General features: G+C 35.5%; 17 protein-coding genes and 1 pseudogene. 13 read left to right on the top strand and 5 right to left on the bottom strand.

Annotation, left to right across the window (positions count from 1 at the left end; translation table 11 throughout):
- The first annotated feature begins 468 nt into the window (after positions 1-468).
- Positions 469-1,917: a polysaccharide deacetylase family protein gene (locus tag BN1066_RS02625; RefSeq protein ID WP_179104270.1), complete on the top strand. Its 1,449-nt coding sequence runs from the start codon at positions 469-471 to the stop codon at positions 1,915-1,917.
- 182 nt (positions 1,918-2,099) lie between these two features.
- Positions 2,100-2,978, top strand: a complete 879-nt coding sequence (locus BN1066_RS02620; protein WP_245799670.1) for a metallophosphoesterase — start codon at positions 2,100-2,102, stop codon at positions 2,976-2,978.
- Positions 2,979-3,380: 402 nt separating this feature from the next.
- Here the strand turns inward: BN1066_RS02620 and cydC are convergent, their stop codons facing one another.
- Genes cydC through BN1066_RS02600 form a run of 4 tightly spaced genes read right to left on the bottom strand, consistent with a single transcriptional unit; the run spans position 3,381 to position 9,259 of the window.
- Positions 3,381-5,123, bottom strand: coding sequence for a thiol reductant ABC exporter subunit CydC (gene cydC / locus BN1066_RS02615; RefSeq protein ID WP_077317961.1), 1,743 nt, complete (start codon positions 5,121-5,123; stop codon positions 3,381-3,383).
- A complete protein-coding gene (gene cydD, locus BN1066_RS02610) occupies positions 5,120-6,844 on the bottom strand; it encodes a thiol reductant ABC exporter subunit CydD (RefSeq protein WP_077317982.1) in 1,725 nt (574 codons plus the stop codon). The genes cydC and cydD overlap by 4 nt, the downstream gene beginning before the upstream one ends.
- A gap of 11 nt (positions 6,845-6,855) precedes the next feature.
- A complete protein-coding gene (gene cydB, locus BN1066_RS02605) occupies positions 6,856-7,875 on the bottom strand; it encodes a cytochrome d ubiquinol oxidase subunit II (RefSeq protein WP_143695719.1) in 1,020 nt (339 codons plus the stop codon).
- The gene (locus tag BN1066_RS02600; RefSeq protein ID WP_077317960.1) at positions 7,856-9,259 is read right to left on the bottom strand and encodes a cytochrome ubiquinol oxidase subunit I; all 1,404 of its coding nucleotides are present in this window, start codon (positions 9,257-9,259) and stop codon (positions 7,856-7,858) included. The genes cydB and BN1066_RS02600 overlap by 20 nt, the downstream gene beginning before the upstream one ends.
- Before the next feature lie 1,583 nt (positions 9,260-10,842).
- Here BN1066_RS02600 and BN1066_RS02595 point away from each other — a divergent pair.
- From BN1066_RS02595 to BN1066_RS02580, 3 genes are all read left to right on the top strand, one after another.
- A complete protein-coding gene (locus BN1066_RS02595) occupies positions 10,843-12,915 on the top strand; it encodes a peptidoglycan D,D-transpeptidase FtsI family protein (RefSeq protein ID WP_342745586.1) in 2,073 nt (690 codons plus the stop codon).
- Between the two features lie 397 nt (positions 12,916-13,312).
- Complete coding sequence (locus tag BN1066_RS02585; RefSeq protein ID WP_077317958.1) at positions 13,313-13,837, top strand: GrpB family protein; 525 nt, start codon at positions 13,313-13,315, stop codon at positions 13,835-13,837.
- 208 nt (positions 13,838-14,045) lie between these two features.
- On the top strand, positions 14,046-14,678 hold the full coding sequence (locus BN1066_RS02580; RefSeq protein WP_342745587.1) for a YczE/YyaS/YitT family protein: 633 nt from the start codon (positions 14,046-14,048) through the stop codon (positions 14,676-14,678).
- 301 nt (positions 14,679-14,979) lie between these two features.
- Here BN1066_RS02580 and BN1066_RS02575 read toward each other — a convergent pair whose 3' ends face one another.
- Entirely contained in the window at positions 14,980-16,107 is a 1,128-nt protein-coding gene (locus BN1066_RS02575; protein ID WP_077317979.1) for an NAD(P)/FAD-dependent oxidoreductase, read from the bottom strand.
- Positions 16,108-16,329: 222 nt separating this feature from the next.
- On the opposite strand from BN1066_RS02575, the gene BN1066_RS02570 reads away from it, so the two are divergent.
- The 8 genes and pseudogenes from BN1066_RS02570 to BN1066_RS02540 all read left to right on the top strand — a co-directional run bounded on the left by BN1066_RS02570 (position 16,330) and on the right by BN1066_RS02540 (position 21,145).
- Entirely contained in the window at positions 16,330-17,259 is a 930-nt protein-coding gene (locus tag BN1066_RS02570) for a manganese-dependent inorganic pyrophosphatase (RefSeq protein ID WP_077317956.1), read from the top strand.
- 208 nt (positions 17,260-17,467) lie between these two features.
- Positions 17,468-17,617, top strand: a complete 150-nt coding sequence (locus BN1066_RS02565; RefSeq protein ID WP_077317955.1) for a small acid-soluble spore protein P — start codon at positions 17,468-17,470, stop codon at positions 17,615-17,617.
- Between the two features lie 443 nt (positions 17,618-18,060).
- Entirely contained in the window at positions 18,061-18,450 is a 390-nt protein-coding gene (mscL, locus tag BN1066_RS02560) for a large conductance mechanosensitive channel protein MscL (protein WP_077317954.1), read from the top strand.
- Positions 18,451-18,474: 24 nt separating this feature from the next.
- Positions 18,475-19,080 (top strand): annotated as a pseudogene (locus BN1066_RS02555) (GNAT family N-acetyltransferase).
- A complete protein-coding gene (locus BN1066_RS20075; RefSeq protein ID WP_179104269.1) occupies positions 19,064-19,225 on the top strand; it encodes a hypothetical protein in 162 nt (53 codons plus the stop codon). Before BN1066_RS02555 ends, BN1066_RS20075 begins: the two are co-directional and overlap by 17 nt.
- Positions 19,226-19,338: 113 nt before the next feature.
- On the top strand, positions 19,339-19,752 hold the full coding sequence (locus BN1066_RS02550) for a DUF4269 domain-containing protein (RefSeq protein ID WP_077317953.1): 414 nt from the start codon (positions 19,339-19,341) through the stop codon (positions 19,750-19,752).
- 311 nt (positions 19,753-20,063) lie between these two features.
- The gene (locus BN1066_RS02545) at positions 20,064-20,456 is read left to right on the top strand and encodes a CotD family spore coat protein (protein WP_077317952.1); all 393 of its coding nucleotides are present in this window, start codon (positions 20,064-20,066) and stop codon (positions 20,454-20,456) included.
- A 134-nt stretch (positions 20,457-20,590) separates the two neighbouring features.
- Positions 20,591-21,145, top strand: a complete 555-nt coding sequence (locus BN1066_RS02540; protein ID WP_077317951.1) for an SLOG family protein — start codon at positions 20,591-20,593, stop codon at positions 21,143-21,145.
- Positions 21,146-21,300: the final 155 nt, after the last annotated feature.

Here is a 21,300-nt window from a genome sequence, read left to right as displayed (position 1 = left end):
AAACAAGCTAATAAAGAAAACGAGGCTAGCGTACAATTTCCTCGTTGCACGTATACTTAGAACTTGAAAATGTTCTACGAGAATAGAAAGTAAGAATTAAAAGTTGGTTGGGAACCTTGTTATTACAGTGATTGCCCTTTCTGTAATAATAAGGTTCCCAGTTTTTTTAAAAGCGTTGCTTCCTTCATTACTGATAATATACGAGAGAAAAAATTTAAAGACGACCATTTATGCAAAGTGGAAAGCTAGTTCTATTAATCATTTTTTGAAACATTGATGAAATAAATGCAATGTATTTGTAATGGATTTGTAATATAAGGGGTATTTGTATATAATAAAAAAGTGTTCGCTACTTTTTTATTATATAGGAAAGTATAAAATTTTATGGTTTATAGTATAGGAAAAACTACAGCTTTTGCTAAAGACTTGGCGACAGTTTTTCTAATACTATGGGAAGGAAGAATTGAAGTGATTAAACGTATTAAGCTACCAGGATGGATTCTGTTAGTTTTATTAATTCTTCTACTTAGTTCAGGAATTAATAAATTAATAACATCTCCTAATAAACTAGTAAATAAGAAAGATAATATACAAGCTGAGAAAGTTGAAGAGAACGAAAGCAATAGTAAATACCCAGATATTCAGCTAAAAACTTTTTCAAAAGAAACAGATACATATACTTATTCAATTAGCAATCCAGAGACAAAAAGTAAACAAATTAACGCTTCTATTAATAAATGGATAAAAAGACAAAAAGAATTATTTTTAAAAACCATTAACATAAATGAAAAAACACAAGGAGTGGCTCATTTAAACATTCAATTAGAAACCAATCGTATTACGAATGACTTTTATAGTTTAGTTTTTCGAACATATGCTATTCATGGAGATAAAAATGAACAGGAAATGGTAAAAGTTTTTAATTTTGATGTAAAAAAAGAACAATTTCTAACCATTAATGACGTATTGCATCTTGATAAGAAAAATCTTGACAAAATAAAAGAAATTATCTGGGAAGAATTGCAGGAGAATAAAGAATTGCAGCCATATCTGAATAAAAAGCAAACATATGAAACGCTGCAAGAACCGGATGATTGGCAATGGTCTATTGATCGAAAGGGTTTAACATTATACTGGGATAAGTATGCAATAACAGAAGGATTTGCTGAAACGGTTGAAGTCAACATTCCAATTAAAAAATTATATGTTTTTTTGCAGGATCATATGGATTCTTATTTACGAATGTCGAAAGAGCAACAAGTAGAAAAGAAAAAAATCATTCAAAAAGAGCATAGAAAATTGCTTACGAATGGAAAATATGTTGCATTGACATTTGATGATGGGCCAAGTCCACAAGGAACTCCAAAAATCTTGAAAACTTTGAAAGAATACGATGCAAAGGCAACCTTTTTCATGTTAGGAAATCAAGTAGATTATTACCCTGACCTTGCAAGAAAGGTGGTAGAAGAAGGACATGAAATTGGAAATCATACTAAAAGTCATCCTAATTTATCCAAAATGAGCGATGTTAACATAAAAAAGGAGCTGGATTATACGAATGAAAAGATAAAAGAGGTGACTGGTGTTAGCCCGAGTCTTATCCGCCCACCTTATGGAATTTATAATGATAATGTGATAAAGTATGCAAAAGAAAACAATCAATCTATTATACTTTGGTCTGTTGATTCACTAGATTGGAAGAATAGGAATGGATCGGCTATCCAAAAAATTGTACAAAATGAAATAACTCCTGGAGCAATTGTACTTTTGCATGATATCCACTCCACAACAGCAGATGCATTACCAAAACTGTTAAAAACATTAAAACAAGCAGGTTATCAATTTATCACCGTTTCACAGTTGCTTGATTGGAAAGGGAAAAATGGTATATCTCTGTATTATGGAAGCACGAAATAAAAGTAACAGATAGTTAATTCCAGCATAGGGTGGATGGTAGAAGCTGTGATTTTAACACGTTTTTAGAAGTTAAAGAACATGATTGAATGAAATAAATTCCTTTCTGTTTTAATAGAACGAAACAGCAGGCGAATAGCTCAAGATAGTGACAAGCGTAGCTCGGAAAGGAGGGTGAAACATTCTTGTCAAATCTACAACAAATGAAAGAAAACCAACTATCTAATAGACGCTATATAACAAAGAAAAAGTTGATGATTACTTTTGCTATCCTATTCATCCTTTCTCTATGTATTAAAACATTTATGGATACAAATATGTTTAAAGTAAATAAAGTCCAGTTTCATAGCGGAAAGATACCGGAGGGTTCGGCAATCAGCATTTTACAGATCAGTGATGTACATAATAAAGTATTTGGGGATAACAATGAAAAGCTAATGAAAACGATTGAAAAATTAAATGCGGACATCATCGTAATTACAGGTGACTTGGTAGATAGAAGTACAGATAATTTGAAGCATATGTTTTCTCTTATCGATAAAATTACCTCGATGCATAAGCATGTCTTTTTTGTCACAGGTAACCATGAATGGGATAACCCAAAGAGGGAAGAACTTTTAGCAGGTCTTAAAGAACGAAAGGTAACGGTTTTAAATAACAAGAACAGCCAACTGACAGTGGATGGGGTTACACTTAATCTTGTTGGAATTGATGATGCTTCAACAAATCATGAAAATGTGAATGAAGCATTTAATGGGATAAATGATAAGCGATATACGGTACTGCTTTCCCATACACCCGACATAATAGAAAATGATAGCGAGGTTTCGGCAGACTTGATTTTAAGTGGTCATACACATGGCGGCCAAGTTAGACTCCCGTTTATTGGCGCATTAGTAGCTCCGGATCAAGGCTTTTTTCCTAAATTTGAAAAAGGAACTTACAAAATTGATAATAGTCAATATCTTTATATAGATAGCGGTCTTGGTACAAGTGTTGCTCCAATACGATTTATGAATCAAAGTCAAATTAGTTATATTAAGATTTCTAATCCAGAAAGGTAAAGAATTAAAAAGTTTGTTATGGAATAACAAACTGTCTAATTTTTGGATTACTTTTCTGATATGAGACTTAGATTTAACGCGGCTTGCTGTTCATCATTAGAAAAACTTGGCTTGTCGCCAAGTCTTTATGGCGAAAGCAATCGTTTTTCTTATACGATAAAGTGAAACTTCATTCCGTAGAATGCTTTTTACACGGAATGTTAGTACCACAAGGGTATGACCTAAAGGCCCTTGAACCAATCGGGCATTTAGGTCCGTTTTCTCCTTAGACCCTTTGTACGAACTCAGGACTTGAAGTAGGAAACTTACGGGACCTTACATGCGGGATAAAGCCTAAAGTTTTATACTTTCTTATAGTGCAAATAAAAACCCTCAGTCACTTCACTTGACTGAAGGTTTTTACTACATATGCACCATTTTCCGTATCGATGGCGGCACATCTAAATAATATAAATCCCGATATCGTTGTGACGTGTTTAATAACTCTTGATGCGAACCTTGTAGCTCAATTTTTCCATTTTCTAAAAAGATCACTTCATCCATATGCTTTATTCCTGCTAGATGATGTGTGATCCAGATTAATGTTTTGTCTTCAAGTGTGGAGAAAATTGTTTTTAATAGATCCGATTCTGTTTTAGGATCTAAACCTACAGTCGGTTCGTCCAGAATAATTACTGGGGAACCTTTTAACAAAATTCTTGCTAAAGCAATTCGTTGTTGTTGTCCACCGCTGAAAATTTGTCCCGATTCCTCCATTTGTGTATTGTAGCCGTTAGGTAAACTCATAATATAGTCATGTAACTGGACTTTTTTTGCAACTTCAATAATTTCCTGATCGGTTGCTTGTTGATTCCCTAAACGAAGATTATTGGCAATCGTTGTGTTAAATAGATGAGGACGTTGATTTAAAATCGAAACAAATTCAAATAAGGAATCTCCAAATAGAGTGGCGTCACTTCCATTAATCGTAACCGTTCCTTTCGTTGGGGAATAAGAACCACAAATTAATTGAGCTATGCTCGATTTACCAGCGCCGCTCTTTCCTAACAAGGCTATTCTTCTTCCTTGTGGTATATCCATGGAGATTTGTTCTAAAACCCAGTCATCAACGCCTGGATATTTAAAGAAAACATTGCTTAGTTTAATCTCTGCGGTTGATGGAATAAATAGATGATTCAAACCTTCTTTGTCCGTTTTCTCATCTTCATTAATACTATCTAATCTGGCAATGGATTCATGGTATTCTGGTATTTGTTCCACGGCACCTGCTACTGGCAAAAAAGCTTCGGAAACAGATAACGTAACAAGTACAAAAGCAGCGATTAGCGTAACATGCATTCCTCCTTCATGTACCATGGAACTAGACCAGGAAACCATGGAAATAACCATTGCTCCAATGATCAGTTGGTTAATAAAATCTCGGTAGCTACGTTGATTTCTGATTGATTGTTCCATATTCGCTACCATTTGGTCTTTATTATTATCATCCTTCATAAAATCTGTTGGTTTGCCGGCAATCATCCAATCTTTAATACCTAGTAAGCCGTCTGTTAGCATTTGATATTGAGCATGCCGACCATTTTTTATTTTTTTCGTCTTCTTTCGGCTAAACCACAGGGATATAATTGGAATGAAAATGACGATAAAAAAGAGATATACTGCCATCATGGCCGCAAATACCCAGTCAAACCAACCTAAACAAAGAATAGCAACGCCATACATTCCTAAAGCTGTAACACTTGGCAGGATGGTTCTTAAAAATACATCTTGTAAATGATCGATATCGTCAGACAACACACCAAGTATTTTTCCTGTTTGAAATCGAGATTGAATAAACGCAGCTTGTGGCTCAAGTAATCGATAGAGACGACTTCGCATACTGGATAATACACGAAGAATCGTATCGTGACTCGTTAGCCGGGAAAGATAGTGTAATACGGCTCGAGCGATACCAAATGTTCGGACTGCCACAACTGGAATATAAACCATAAGAATATTTTCCGGTCTTAAAGCAGACTTTGAAATAAGATACCCAGATGTAAACATCAAGGCTGCTCCCGAGGCTAGAGCTAATAGTCCTAATAATATACTGATTAATAATCCTTTGTAATGTAATTTGACATAAGGGATCAACCACGTCTTCATTGTACTCCCTCCAATTGTGACCGAACGAGTGCATAGTATTCGCCTTTATGCACCATCAGTTGCTGTGGTGTACCGGCTTCCACAATGACACCATCTTTTAAAACGATGATCTGATCCATCTGCTCCATCCAATGTAAACGATGCGTTGCAAAAAAGACCAATTTACCGGTAAATAATTTCGACATCGTCTTTTTTAATTCATACTCGGTTTCAATATCTAAGTGTGCTGTAGGTTCATCAAGCAAAAGAATAGGACGGTTTCCTAAAAAGGCTCGGGCTAATGCCACTCTTTGCTCTTGTCCGCCACTTATAGAACGGCCCCCATTACCTATTTCCTGGTTAAGTCCAAGTGGAAATAAATGTAATAATTCTTCTAAACCAGCAGCCTTTGCTGCAGTTTTTACCTCTTCATCTGAAGCCTCTGGCTGATAAAAGCGGATATTATCTGCAATTGAACGATTAAAAATATATGGGCGCTGAGGAATATACGTAATTTGATTTTGCCAAGCATCGACGTTTAATGAATTTAGAATTTGATTATGAATTCGAAACGTTCCTTGATCTGGAGTTAAAAATCCTCCTAAAATATCAATGAGTGTAGATTTTCCTGCCCCACTGGCACCAACAATACCGATTTTTTCAAACCCTTTAACCTGAAAAGAAACATTTGTCAAGGCATTAAAAGAGTCCTTATCATGACAATAATTAACCGACGATAGTTTTAATGTACTATCAGATGACCATGTGATGGAGCCTTTCGCTACTGGAATCTTTACAGGAGACGGTTCAGCTAAAATGGCTTCCATTGCCTTAGCGGCTTCTTGCCCATTTAATGTAGCATGATAGTCAGCTCCGACTTCTTTAATTGGCAGAAAGAACTCTGGTGCTAGAATTAATACGATTAAAGCGACATCTAGTAAAATATTTCCATCAATTAACCGTAAACCTAAGCCAACGGCAACGGATGCTACGGAGAGCATAGTGAAAAAATCAAGAGCGAATGAAGATAAAAACGCAATCCGTAATGTTCCAAGTGTTGTTTTTCGGTATTCATTACTTACCTTATCAATGGTATAACCGTGCTCTTTACTTCTACCAAGGTATTTTAATGTTTCCAAGCCGCGCAGGGAATCAACAAAATGATTCGATAGCAGATGATAGGATTGCCATTGTCTTTCCATTTTCTTATTTGCAGCTAATCCTAATAAAATCATAAAAGCGATGGTGATAGGTACTGTTAAAAATAAAATAACGCTTGATATTTTATCTTGAAAAAAAACGAAAATAAGTATCATTGGCGGAATAAGACAAGCAGCTACCATTTTAGGGATGATTAATTCTAAATAAGTGCGTAATTGGGTTCCACCTTCCATTGCCAAGTTAACTAATTTCGCAGTACCTTCTTTATTGGTGTAGCTTGGGCCAAGCTCAAATAGCTTGGCCATTAATTGCTTTCTTTTGGCTACACGTGTTTTTTCTGCAAATTGATAGGTGACTTTTTCCTTGATCATTACCACTAAATATCTAGTAAGAAAAGCAACAAGAAATAGAATACCGATCTCCCATGTTTGAGAAACTAATTGACCATTAAATAATCGGTACAGCCATTCTCCTAACCATTTTGCTTGAAAGATAATAGCTGTTGCCTCCAGCAGGGTGAGTATAATGACAATTCCCAATGTCAGCTTAATCCCTTTATATGCTAACAAATTATTTCTCATCATTTTATTCATTAATACTCTAAATGCTCCTCTTCACTAATGCGTTTACGGAATACATAGTAACTCCAAATTTGATAGCCTAGTACAAAAGGTATTAAGGTAACTGCAACAATTGTCATTACTTTTAACGAATATGGTCCAGAGGCAGCATTATAAATAGTAAGGTTGAACGCAGAATCGATGCTACTTACCATAACTCTTGGAAATAGACCGACAAATACGGATATAACGGTTAAGGCAATTGTAATTCCAGTCATTGTAAAGGCCCAGCCGTCACGCTGTTTTCTTGTAAACATGCCAGCTAACACAACGGCAACAACGACAAGTGCATAAATAGGTACTAAAATAGTTCCTCTAACGGTAAAGATATCTGTATGAAAATAAGAAGCTATTACAAAAACAATTAAGCTGATACCAACAGCAACAACAATTTTCTTTGCCAGTTCGCGAGCTCTTGATTGTAAATCACCAGTAGTTTTAAGCGTGATAAAATATAATCCATGTAAAAAACAAAGTAGGGTAATAGCAACTCCGCCTATTAATGTATAAGGCGTAATATAATGAGAAATAGAAGCATAAATATTCATTTCACTATCAATTGGCAATCCCATGAGAAATGCTGCAAAAACAACTCCCCATAAAAACGGGTTTAATAAACTGCTTATAAAGATTGTCCAATCCCATGTGTTTCTCCATTTCTGGTTTTTCAGCTTACTTCTGAATTCAAAGGCGACACCACGCCCTATCAATAGTAATAGCATGATTACTAAGGGTAAGTATAAGCCGCTAAATAGTGTTGCATACCAATTTGGAAAGGCAGCAAACATCGCTCCGCCTGCAGTGATTAACCAGACCTCATTACCGTCCCAGACCGGTCCAATGGTGTTAATTAATACTCGTCGTTCACCAGGAGTTTTAGCGACAAATCGCATTGCCATACCAACACCAAAATCAAATCCTTCTAGGAATAAAAATCCGACAAATAATACTGCAATTAAGATAAACCATACCTCATTTAACATATGAACCATACCCTTTCTCTCCAAAAGGATCTGTGGTTAATTTAACATCTTTTTGTTTTTCAACAGGTCCTTTCTTAGCTACCCTAATAAATAAGTAAGCCATCACAATCGCGAGGATTAAATAGATCGTACTAAAGGCTATTAAGGAAAATAGTACTTGTCCTGCAGTGACATTCGGTGAAACAGCATCTTGTGTTTGCATAAATCCAAATACAACCCAAGGCTGACGTCCAATTTCTGTCATTATCCAGCCGGCGGTGCTACCAATAAAAGGTAGGGAAATGGCTGCCATCATAACTTTTAAATACTTGCTGCTTTGTTCTAACTTTTTCCGTTTAGCAAGGATGGCACCGTATAGACCTAATAAGATCATAATACCGCCGGTAAATACCATAATTCGGAAGCTCCAAAATGTTGTTTTTACAGGAGGAATATAATTACCTTCTCCATATAATTCTTCGTATTTAGCTTGAATGGATTTCATTCCTTCCACACTTCCGCTAAATTCGCTATAGGATAGATAACTTAGGATATATGGAATATTAACTTCAAATGAATTTTCCTTATTATCCGTATCAATATTAGCGAATAACGTCCATGCTGCCGGATCCCCGCTGTCTTCCCAAAGACCTTCAGCAGCAGCCATTTTCATTGGCTGTGTTTTAACAAGAAACTGTGATTGCGCATGTCCGGTAAAGGCAACACCAAGTCCGGAAATAATGGCAATGACTAAAGCAATATGAAACGACTTTTTAAAAAATGCAGTATCCTGTTTTTTCAAAAGTTTCCATGCACTAATTCCAGTAATTAAAAATGCTCCAGTTGCAAATGAACCGAAAACAGTATGTGGAAATTCTACCCAAACTTGACCGCTTGTTATCAACTCAAAAAAATCATTCATTTCAGCACGGCCGCCATTTATTTCAAAGCCGACCGGATATTGCATAAATGAGTTTGCTACTAATATCCAAAATGCGGAAATAATCGTTCCGATCGAAACAAGCCATATACATAAAAGATGAACTTTTTTAGATAAGCGATTCCAGCCAAAAATCCAAAGCCCAATAAAGGTTGATTCCATAAAAAAGGCTAGTAAAGCTTCTACTGCAAGTGGTGCTCCAAATACGTCACCAACAAATCTGGAATAATTTGACCAGTTCATACCAAATTGGAATTCTTGCAATATCCCGGTTACAACACCAACGGCAAAGTTAATTAAGAAAAAATGTCCCCAGAACTTCGCCATTTTTCTGTATTGTTCTTTCCCTTTTACTACATATAAAGTCTCCATAATCGCAATGATAAAAGCTAAACCAATAGATAAAGGAACAAAAATAAAGTGAAAAATAGTTGTAGATGCGAATTGAAGCCGCGATAATATTACAACGTCCATATGCTTCTTTTCCTCCCATTTTGTGTTTTTGGTTTCAGTATTTTTTGGTAAATGTCATCTACATATGATAAATAATGAGTTCGTTCAAATATATAGATAGATGGTAGAAAGGCTTTGTTTTCAACTTCACTTGATAAATTATGGGAATAGAATATTGAATTGTTCATTTTCGAGCAAGTTAAATTCTCAAAAATTTTCTTCCCTGCTTTCCATTAAAAGCTTTATCATGAAAATCGGTAAGCTTTTATCATTACTTATTAAGATAGTACTAAAGTGCTAAAGAGAGTGAAAAAATTTTTGGAAAGTTATCATGTAAGTGAATAAGCCCAGAAGATTTAACAAACCCCCTTTTATCTTTTTTAAACACCCTCCTTCTATTAATATACAATTAAAATCATGGTTTGGACGTACTAAATCATGAAGGTTTTGTAACTTTCTTTTGACAATTGTGTTAATAAATATAATGAATCATGTTAAGATATGGGTGATTCTGTTGTTTTTTGTATAGGATGTTTGTAGGATATTTTTTGTACAGGACGTATGCAGGGAAGAACTACCTTGGTTTTTAAATGATCGTTTTAGTAAGTCAAAGCAAATGAAAAGTCATATATATAAATTAAAATATTATTAAAATTTTTAGTGATATAATTCACAAACTATCATTGTGTAAACAATTTATAAATAAGATATTTAAAGACTTAAAATCCAAGATAAACCTAGCTGCTTATATAGGTGAACAAAAGTACTTTATGGAACGGGTGCAAAAGGGGGATAAAAAGGGCTAAGATCCAGGCATCTTTTTTCAATGCTAACACTGGCAAATACAATGCGTTGAAGTTCGAGAGGCGGAGTTAAACTTTAAGATTTTCGTTTTTGTGATAAGTTTTATAATATTTATAATCATTTTATCTAAAAACATAGAATAAATAACAGTAGTAATAGTCAGTATAATTGGATAGGAATTGGTAAAAAGACGTTGCAAAATCCAATAAAAACGCATTTTTTAAAAGATGAAGTATATTACTATAATTCCATCATTGGTTTTTCTAATTTATGAGTTGTGAAGTATAGGAAATATTTGGTTGCCGCTTATAGCTAAAAAATGGTATTATCTATTTAATGTGTAGTGCACGTGGTAATTATTTCTAGCTATAAAGTCCTGCTTCATTTTTACTGAAATTCACCGTGCTCTTTTTCGTATGTTAAGAAAGTATAAAATTTTCCCACAAGGGTTGATTTGATGTCGTGAAAATCCTATTTTTTAAGTGTAGGGGTGTTCAGGAAAACATCTTCGCAAATAAAGTTTCTTTTTTAAATGAAACAAGTAGAGATAAATGAAATGTATTCAGTAGTTTGCTTGTCTAACACCCTGAATACATTCATCCCGCATGTAAGGTGCCGTAAGACTCCCACTTCAAAATCTTGAGTTGATACAAAAGGTTTAAGTGGGAGAAAACGGCACCTAAATGCCCGATTCGTTTAAGGGCCTTTAGGTCATACCCTTGTGGTACTAACATTCAGTAGGAGATGGAATAAAATTCCTACTGAATGAAGTTTCACTTTATTTTTATAAGGGGGGTTCAGTGATCAAAAAATCAAAAAAAGAAAACAGGGAGAAGCTGCCATTTCGTTTAAATCTGTTGTTTTTTATCATGTTTATCATGTTCTCTCTTTTAGTACTTCAATTAGGGGTTGTTCAAATTCTTAAAGGGGAAGCTTTTCAAAAAGAAATTGATCGAACGATAAGAGAAACAACGAAAGTCCCAGTTCCTCGAGGTAAAATTTATGATCGTGATCATAAGCTTGTAGTTGGTAATACTCCTTTATATGCAATTACATATACTCCTGCAAAAGGGATACAAGCTGAAGATCGATTAAAAGTTGCTAAAAAATTAGCACCTTTTATTTCGATGAAAACGAATAAGATTTCTGAACGGGATAAGAAAGAGTATTTTTACTTGAAAAACAAGAAGAAAGTAGTAGAAAGACTATCTAAAAAGGAAAAAGAAAAACTGGATGATACCGAAGAATACAACCTTGCCTTAGAAAGGATTACAGATAAAGAAATCAGCAATTTTTCAGATCAGGAAAAAAAGATCATTGCCATTAAAAAAGAACTGGATAAGGCTTATGCGCTAACACCCCATATTATTAAAAATGAAGATGTATCTCCAGAAGAATATGCAACAGTTTCAGAAAACTTAAATGATTTACCTGGTATTAATGCGATAGCCGATTGGGACCGTGAATATCCATTTAAACAAACATTTCAAAATTTAGTCGGTACTATAACTTCAGAAAAACAAGGTATACCGAAAGATAAACAGGAACACTTTATGACCAGAGGCTATAGCCGTAATGATCGTGTTGGTATTAGTGGATTAGAGGAATACTATGAAGATGTACTACGCGGAAGAAAAGAAGTAATTCAATATACAACAACAAAAGACGGCACAACAGTGGGCTCTGAAATAGCTGTTGAAGGAGAGGCAGGAAAAGACCTTATTTTAACAATTAATATGGAATTTCAAAAAAAGGTCGATAACGTTTTAAGAAATGAATTAAAGAAAATGATTCAAAAACATCCTTATCAACATCGCTATTTGACAGATGCGATTGCAGTGGTCATGAATCCAAAGACAGGCGAACTATTAGCAGTAAGCGGGCAAACCTATGACAGGAAAAAAAATAAATTTATCGATACAGGGTATAAAGCATTTCACGATGCTCATTTGCCGGGGTCAGCTATTAAAGGAGCGACTGTACTAGCCGGGTATGAATCGGGAGTGATTGTACCAGGACAAGTTTTTAATGACCAAACCATTACTATTAAGGGAAGTCCACCAAAAGGTTCCTATAGTAATCTAGGACCTGTCAATGATTATCTGGCATTAAGACGGTCTTCCAACGTCTACATGTTTTACATTGCGCTCAAAATGGGAGGAGAAAATAGATACCCTTTCCCTAATGGAAGTGGTGCTCGATTTGATTTGGCTGCTTGGGATAAAATGCGTAGTTATTTTCAACAATTTGGTCTTGGAGCAAAGACAAGAATTGATTATCCATATGAATCCATTGGAGTTATTGGTAAAAAACCATTTAACCCCGGTCTGTTAATGGACTATGCGATTGGTCAGTTTGATAATTACACGACATTGCAATTAGTTCAATATGTTTCGACGATTGCTAATGATGGCTATCGGGTTCGACCGCAGTTGGTGAAAGAGATACGAAATCCATCCATGACAGATGACAGATTGGGATCTGTTTATCGCAGCCAAGGGACAGAAGTGTTGAACCGAGTAGATATGGATTTATCCCATATAAAGCGGGTACAGGAAGGATTCAGACAAGTTTATAACGAGCCTCGGGGTACCGCAGTGAACTATTTTGGGACAGCGAAGTATCGCAAATATAAAGCCGCAGGGAAAACGGGGACGGCTGAAAATGCCTATTATGTAGATGGGGAAATGAAAGCTAATACAGAGAATTTATCATTAGTTGGGTATGCTCCTTATGATGATCCAGAAATGGCGTTTGCAATTATTGTACCTCATACAGGGATTGCTACTGGAAAACACCCAATTAACTTTACCATCGGGCAAGGTATTTTGGATGCTTATTTTGAAACATTTAAACAGGAAAAAAAGCAGTAATAGTTTTAGGTGAGACTCTGGATAAATAGGAGTCTCTTTATCTTTTACCCTGAACGTGCCATAACTTCAAGAGTTTTAAAGAATATAAAGAAGTTTAAATGGAGATAACGTCACCTAAATTCCGATTGTTCAAGATGATAGAATCGAGGAGACTGCTTGATAGGCGCCCGACGGAAGAAAAAGTGCTTTTCTTTTTCAAAGACAAGGAAAGCTTCGACAGCTATACATCGGATTTTTCAAGGGTAAGAAAAGCTACGACAGCGACACATCGCGATTTTTCAAGGACGCCCAAGATGTTAGCTTTTGTTCTATTTCTAGCAGTAGGGGAAGAAGGAAAAGCACTACTTCATGAAGTTTCATTTTCTGGCAAACCAGTTAGAGAGAGGAGACAGAAAACATGCGGAAGGTAATCGTTACTCCCTTTCAAACAGAGTGGAAGAAAACATTTTTGCAAGAAGCGGAACGGGTACAAGAAGTTTTTAAGGAGGAATTGATTACAATCCACCATATTGGTAGTACAGCAGTTCCAGGATTAGCTGCTAAACCGACGATAGATATGATGCCAGTCGTAATCTCAATTTGGCAAGTTGATCTCTTTATAAAAGATATGGAAACTCTGGGATACATTTTTTTAGGAGAGTATGGGCTTAAAGGTAGAAGATACTTTTATAAAGGTGAAGATGAACATACGCATCATGTTCATATATTTCAAAAAGACAGTGATGAGGTTAAGCGGCATCTTGCATTTAGAGATTATTTAATCACTCATCCCGAAACAGCTGAAAAATATGGCAAATTAAAGCTCAAGCTAGCAGCTCAATATCCAAATGATATAGCAGCATATATTCAAGGGAAAAACAATTTTGTTAAGGAAGTGGAGCAGCAAGCATTAAAGTGGTACAATTTACAAGCAGATGTCTAAGCTGTCTAAGTCTCGAAGTTATGCCATTTACCTCAATGAAAAAGCAGTGAGAAGCAGAATATGTTTCATATTTAAAGGTTTATATTTGTCAGAAAAGTTATTCTCTTAGTGTAATAATTCTAATTTTCTTTGTATTAAGGCGTAATCCCCTACCGACAAGGAATAGATAGTTTGTTTTTATCATATTTAGAAAGAAGGAATAGCTGTGATGTTGGTAATGCGCTGGCTAATATTTTTATTTGGAATTATGGCATTTAGTCTTGGCGTAAGTATGTCTATCAACATGCAACATCTCGGTATCCATCCTTGGGACGTACTCAATGTTGCATTGTATGAAAAGCTGGGATTATCCATCGGGTCATGGGCAATTATTATTTCTATTTTATTAATTGGTGTGTCCTGGATACTTGATAAAAGGTATATTAAGCTAGGCACTTTTTTCAATGCGATTTTAGTTGGTATTTTTGTCGATATTTATTTGTTCCTTGATTTTTTACCAACCGCTTCCCATACATGGATGGATTATGTGTGGATGATTATCGGTATTATGATTATGGGAGTAGGCGGGGGAGTTTATAATGCCGCCAATGTTGGTTCTGGACCGAGAGATGGTTTTATGCTGTCTATTTCAGATAAATTATCGGCGTCCGTCGGTAAAGTGCGGATCATTACAGAGACCTTTGTGTTACTGCTTGGTTTAATATTAGGCGGACCTGTTTTTTTATTTACGTTTGTTTTTACATTTATTCAAAGTCCCATCTTCCAATTTACCTATGGAAGACTTCGTGTTAAAGTTATGGAATTAGAAGCTGGATATAACGAGAATAAAGCACGTGCATAACTACAAAAGCCTTTCCATCCTGTAACCGTAGACTCGACAATGAGCAATAGGTACCTTTATCTCACTAAGATCGTGTTTGCTTAACTCTTAAAGCGAGAGTCTTATGCCCTTGGATAAGGGATAAATTAATGGGGTTCGAAGATAGTTAATTATGCTTAGCACTGTTTTTTCCTAAGTATATCTTTTTAGAAGAAGTTCAAAAAGTCTGATGAAATGCCATAGCCAGCGCTCTGTGACGCTGGCTATGGCTTCATTTTTATACAGCTTTCTCTTGTAATAGATCCTTATGATTTTTCTACGCCTAATCCATCGCTTTTTGCACATCATAAGCTTGCAGATCGATATCTGTCTGCTGATTCATTGCCAGTTTAGCTAACTGCAAGCCGATAAATGGTCCCATCGTTAAACCGGTTGAACCAAGACCGTTTGTTAAAAGCAGACCATGAAAACCCGGTAGACGGCCAATGACAGGAAGATACCCAGGTGTAACTGGACGAAATCCCATTCTAGCTTCAATAATTGCAGCTTCTTGCAAAGCCGGAGCGATTTCCATTGCTTTTGTCATAATTTCATGCATACCACCAACGGTAATTCGATAATCAAGATTTATATTGTTTTCGTAAGTAGCTCCAAGTACAACACGCTTGTCAGGAAAGGTAAGCATGTATTGGTTATTTGGGGGCTTTACGACAGGCCATAATGACGTATCTCCTATATTATCTGGAAGTTGTACATGTAAAATTTGTGCGCGCTGAGGTTCTATTCGAAAGGTAATCCCCAATGGTGTTAATAGCTCTCTCATCCAAGCACCGGTTGTGGCAATGACAGTATCTGCTGTTATTTCTTGCCTATTATCAACGACCACACCAGTGATTGTTTTACCGGATACCTTTAATGTTGCTGCTCCCTTCATTCGTTGTGCATGATGATTTTGTGCACCTTTAATTAATGCATCGCGAAGTTTCCGACCATTTACTCTAGCTGCTCCGCTTACATAAATAGAACTGTATTTATCCTCTAAAATTGGGAATTTATTCTTTGTCTCCTGTGGAGTCAGTATGCCAATATCACCTATTTCAGGAGCATCTAATCTTCGTTTTTCAGCTCGTACCTTCATTGCTTGTAATTTTTCCTGATCTTGATGCAGATGCAGTGCGCCGACCTGATGATAACCGATGTCTGTCAACCCGTCTCGGGCAAGTGATTTTACTAACTTAGGATACATGCGCGCGCCAGCCTTCACAAGCTGGTACCAGTCTTTATTTCTTCGCTGAGAGAGCCAAGGACAAACAATGCCTGCTGCAGCATTTGTAGCTTGTCCAGGGTCATCACGATCGATAATGGTAACATCCTGTTTATTTTTAGCGAGAAAATAAGCAGTTGAAGCTCCTGCGATTCCACTTCCAATGATAATTATCTTTTTTTTCATCTTCCATTCACTACCCGTAAATTCATGGATGTCATGGTGCATTTTTTTAAAATCATTGATCCTTTTCCTCCAATCGAGACACTAATACCATGATAAAAATAATCTAAAAAAAAGTAAATGATTTACCAATTAACATGATGTTAAATTCATTAAAATGCTACTCAATTGGCATGAATTTTGATAAGCTAATAGTTATAAAAGCTAATAAAAGGAGAAATGATCATGGCAAAAACAGTGATTTTTGGACATAAAAATCCAGATACGGATGCAATCTGTTCAGCAATAGCCTATGCAGATTTAAAGCAAAAATTAGGTGTGGATGCTGAAGCGGTTAGATTAGGCAACGTTAACAAAGAAACACAGTATGCGCTTGACTATTTTGAAGTAGAGGCGCCACCATATATGGAGAAGGTAGAGGAAGGTACAGAGGTTATTCTTGTGGATCATAATGAGTTCCAGCAAAGTGTAGCAAATATTAAAGATGTTCACATTAAGGAAGTTGTCGATCACCACAGAATTTCTAATTTTGAAACAAGTGATCCGCTATACTTTCGCGCAGAACCTGTAGGATGTACCGCAACGATTATAAATAAAATCTATAGAGAAAACAGCATAGAAGTTCCGAAAAAAATTGCAGGATTATTAGTATCTGCAATTATTTCCGATTCTCTATTATTCAAATCGCCAACTTGTACAAATGAAGATATTGATGCAGCTCATGAATTAGGGAAAATTGCTGGAATTGATGTGGAGAAATATGGTCTTGAAATGCTAAAGGCTGGGGCGGATTTAAGTGATAAGCCTGTATCAGAATTAATCACAATGGATGCGAAAGAATTTTCCATGGGAAATGCAAAAGTAGAAATTGCGCAAGTAAATGCTGTTGATACAGAAAAAATTTATCAACAACAAGCTGAGATTGAAAAGGAAATTACTAATCATATTCAGAAAAAGGATCTCGACTTATTCTTGTTTGTTGTGACAGATATTTTAAATAATGATTCTGAGGTACTTGCTTTAGGAAATGGTAAATCAAAGGTGGAGAATGCCTTTGGGATAAACCTTGACGAGCGTAGTCGCGCATTACTAAAGGGCGTTGTTTCACGAAAAAAGCAAATCGTCACTGCATTAACCGTTGCTTATGAAAAATAAGAAAAATCCAGATAAGGGTAGAGCCTTTATCTGGATTTTTTCATACAAAAAGAGTGTGTCACTTGTTTACTTGCTAAATTAATTTCCTTCTAGAAAGAATGCTCCTGATTAAAGCTATGTTGAGTCAATTTTACAACCTCGCTATAGAACGAATAAATGGGATAATAATTACAAAAACTGATACAAATGCATGATAGGAGGGATTTTTTTGGGTAAACCGAAAGGACTTAAGCAGCAGGAGCATCCGAACTTGCCGGAAAGCCCTAACCAACCATATGGTGAACCGTTAAGTGGTTCTAAAAAAGTAAAAACAGCCAATCATGCTGGACAAAAGCATAATCCACATCATGGGCTTTAGACAAAAGGCAAATAATGAAAATTGTAGTGGAACAAGTCTTCATAAATTCTCCCGTACCGTATGGATGTGGGAGAATTTGCTTTTAGAGGTATATCTTTGTTAATGCAAGCAATTTTTTTATAAACCAGATATGTAAATTGTTTTTAAATGTATTAGAGGATGTTCAAAAAGTTGGGTAAAATGACACAGGGAATTTCATCATAGAATAGACAACTTAGTATAGAAGATGTTTCTGTAAAAATTTCCCCCTATTTCTCTAATTCAACCATTTTTTACTGACGACGATCTTAAGAGAAAAACGGCTTTCTAAATGATTGTTTTTACTACCGATCAAGGAGAAAACCACTCCTAAAATGAATTTTATGTATCTTCTTTTTGCACACACATGTTAATGTAATTTTGTTATTATTTAATATATACCATTTTATAAGGGGTTGCTTTGTATGTGGAAAGACTTTAAAGAATTTGCGTTTAAAGGAAATGTAGTTGACTTAGCTGTTGCAGTTGTAATTGGTACAGCTTTTAGTGCAATTGTTACATCGCTAGTTGAAAATATAATTACACCACTCATCGGAATTTTAATGAATGGGATTGATTTTAGTCATTTGTCTCATAACGTTGGGGAAGCCGAGATAAATTATGGACTGTTTATTCAGTCGATTATTGATTTCTTTATTATTTCCGGGTCTATTTTCTTATTTATTCGTTTAGTAATGAAGTTTAAACGGGAGAAAAAGGAGGGAACTGTAGAACAAGAGCCAGAGGTCAATCCACAAGAGGAATTGCTCAGAGAAATTAGAGATTTGCTAAAAGAGCAGAATCAAGCAAATTAAGAACGAATGACAAAGGGGAAACGTATGAAAATAAAAGCGTACACATCTGCTTATGAAAAAAGTTGGCTGGAGTGCCGAGTTTTAGCATATTTAGACACTGCTTACTATGACAATGTTTTTCAAAAAAAAGAGCAGTATGATAGTCTTGCTATTGAGTTGGTGGCTATAAAAGATAATAGAGTATTTGGTTTAATTGATGTTGAGTATGAATCAGAGCCAAATTCGGTCTGTACTGGAAATAATAATAAGTGTGGCGGAATGATTTGGTATCTTGCTGTCCATCCCGATTATCAACGAAAGGAATTGCTTGGCGATTATTAAAAAAAGTAGAGACAATTGCTTTGGAAAAAGGTTTAGCTTATTTAGAAGCATGGACCAGAGATGATCCTTGGGTATTAAATTGGTATAGAAGAAATGGTTTTACCCCTTTTCTTTCTTATTTACACGTTTTTCTTGAAGGTAGTCAAGAAGTTATGAATTTAACAAGTAAACTGCCAGAACTTCAGCCTGTTCAGGCATGGGCGCATTACACTGGAAAGAATGAAGAAATGATTCGCTCAGCATTTCAACGTGGTACATAGATGTACAGGTTTTATCAAGAAGGTGATAGAAAATGATTCATTCTATTGAGCGTTTGCGAACAGGAGACATTAGACAGCAAGAAGCATATAAAACAATTCTTCAGTTACATATTTTAAACGATTTACAACATTATCATCCCGTTTTATGTGGTACTTATCCACTAGCTATCTATCCCGAATGTAAGGTGCCGTAAGACCCCACTTCAAGAATTGTGGAAAATACGAAGAAGTCCAAGTGGGAGATAACGGCACCTAAATTCCCGATTCGTTCAACTAACATTCAGTAGGGGAAGAAGGAAAATCCCTACTGAATGAAGTTTCACTTTATATAGAGGATTCCGACTTAGATATTATTTTACAAGCGTTTCATTTAGATAAGTTAGAATCAGATATAAGACGTTTTTACAGTGGTTTTCCAGATTTCATCATAAAAAGAAAGAGAATCAGAGATCAAGAAGTAATAAAGGCAAATTTTCAGTTTCATACATTTATATTTGAACTGTTTGGACAAAAGCAGGCCGTTGATCAACAGAATGCTTATCTCCATATGGTAATTGAAGACCATTTAATAAAACAAAACCCGGCATTAAAGAAAGAAGTTATCCGCTTAAAGCAGGAAGGAATGAACACAGAGGCTTGTTTTTGTAAGCTATTAGGTTTAGAAGGAGATCCATTTGAGCAGTTGCTTCTTTATGGAAAAAAGACAGGAATCATTGGCTAAAGCAAGTGAACAATTTTCGTGCTTGCTTTGGTGATTAGAAAGTTTATAAAATTTTGGATAGAAGTTGTTACCGTTGAAAACATTTATGAATGTAATAGAAGTATATGCATAGGAGCTTCTAATCGCAGTGTTTTATCGTCTAAAAAAACTGTGGTACAACTTTTCAAGATGATAATGCACTTGTTTCTTATAATGAAGTAGAAAGAGACAGAAAAAAAGAATTATCCCGCTTCATAGGTGATTGCCATATACAAAAATTAGTTACTTGCCATAGGTTATTAGTGTACCAATCATAGGAAAGGGGAATTTTTATGAGACATCATCACGGATATTGTGGTTATCCACCGAAAGTTGTTCATCCTACAAAATATAATTGTGTTAAACAATGTAGCGAAGATGTAGTAGAGCATATTCATCCATCTCACACAACTGTTCACAATCACCATACTACGATAAATAAGCATGTATTTCCACATTCGACCTCAGTGCAAAATACGAATAGCTGTGTAGACGTGTATGGAGGTTCTTACAATGTTCCTCCACAAGTAGGAGGAGCAATGGCACCGGGTTATGGTGCAGGTCAAGTAGCAGGAGCAATGGCGCCAGGATACGGACCAGGACAGGTAGCGGGAGCAATGGCACCAGGAATGGGATACGACTGTCACAAGCCAAAACATTGCAAACATCCACATAAATGGCGATAAACTTAAGATAGAAGCTGGCATATGATATGTCAGCTTTTTATTTATCATGAAGGAAACTGTTTTGTTACTTTAATGTTTAAGGAAACGATTGTATTCTATAATAGAAAATGAAGGTTTAGAAAGGGAGAACCAATATGAAAATATTAACTGTAACAGGCTATAAACCGATGGAGATCAATATTTTCAATGAAGAGGATGAACGGATTACATATATTAAAGCTGCTCTTGAAAAAAGACTTATTCCATTAATTGAAGCAGGAGTAGAATGGGTGCTGATTTCTGGACAGATGGGTGTTGAGTTGTGGGCTGCGGAAGCAGTATTAGAATTACAAGAGACATATGAAGTTAAATTAGGGGTTTTTCCACCGTTTGAGAATCAGGATAGTCGCTGGCCGGAGCAACTTCAGGAGAAATATCAAGCAATTATAGCTACCGCAGATTTCTATAAACCAATCTATCAAGGTGAATATAGAGGAGCCTATCAATTTAAAACAAAAAATATGTGGTTAACTGATAAAAGTGATGCGTGTTTAATATTAATGGATCAAGAATACCCCGGTAGTACGCATTTTTTTTATGAAGCTGCCAAGCAAATGATGAATGAAAACGATATTTATATCATTACACCCTCTGATTTAGATGATGTCGTGGAAGAAATAAGAATGTCGGACCCCGATTACTGGTTATAGGTGAAAGCTTATATTTATGAGTACATGACCAAATTCATTGTAAAAAAGTTCGAAAAAAGCAGAAGTTTTTCCAAGGCTAAACTTGATAAGAAAGTGAGCATAATTGTTTTTAGTAATTAAAATAAAGGAATTGAAATTATTAGTAAGATAAATTT

It is taken from the genome of Virgibacillus proomii (assembly GCF_900162615.1).
GTDB classification, from domain to species: Bacteria; Bacillota; Bacilli; order Bacillales; family Amphibacillaceae; genus Virgibacillus; species Virgibacillus proomii.
This window is presented reverse-complemented; position numbering and strand designations above follow the sequence as displayed.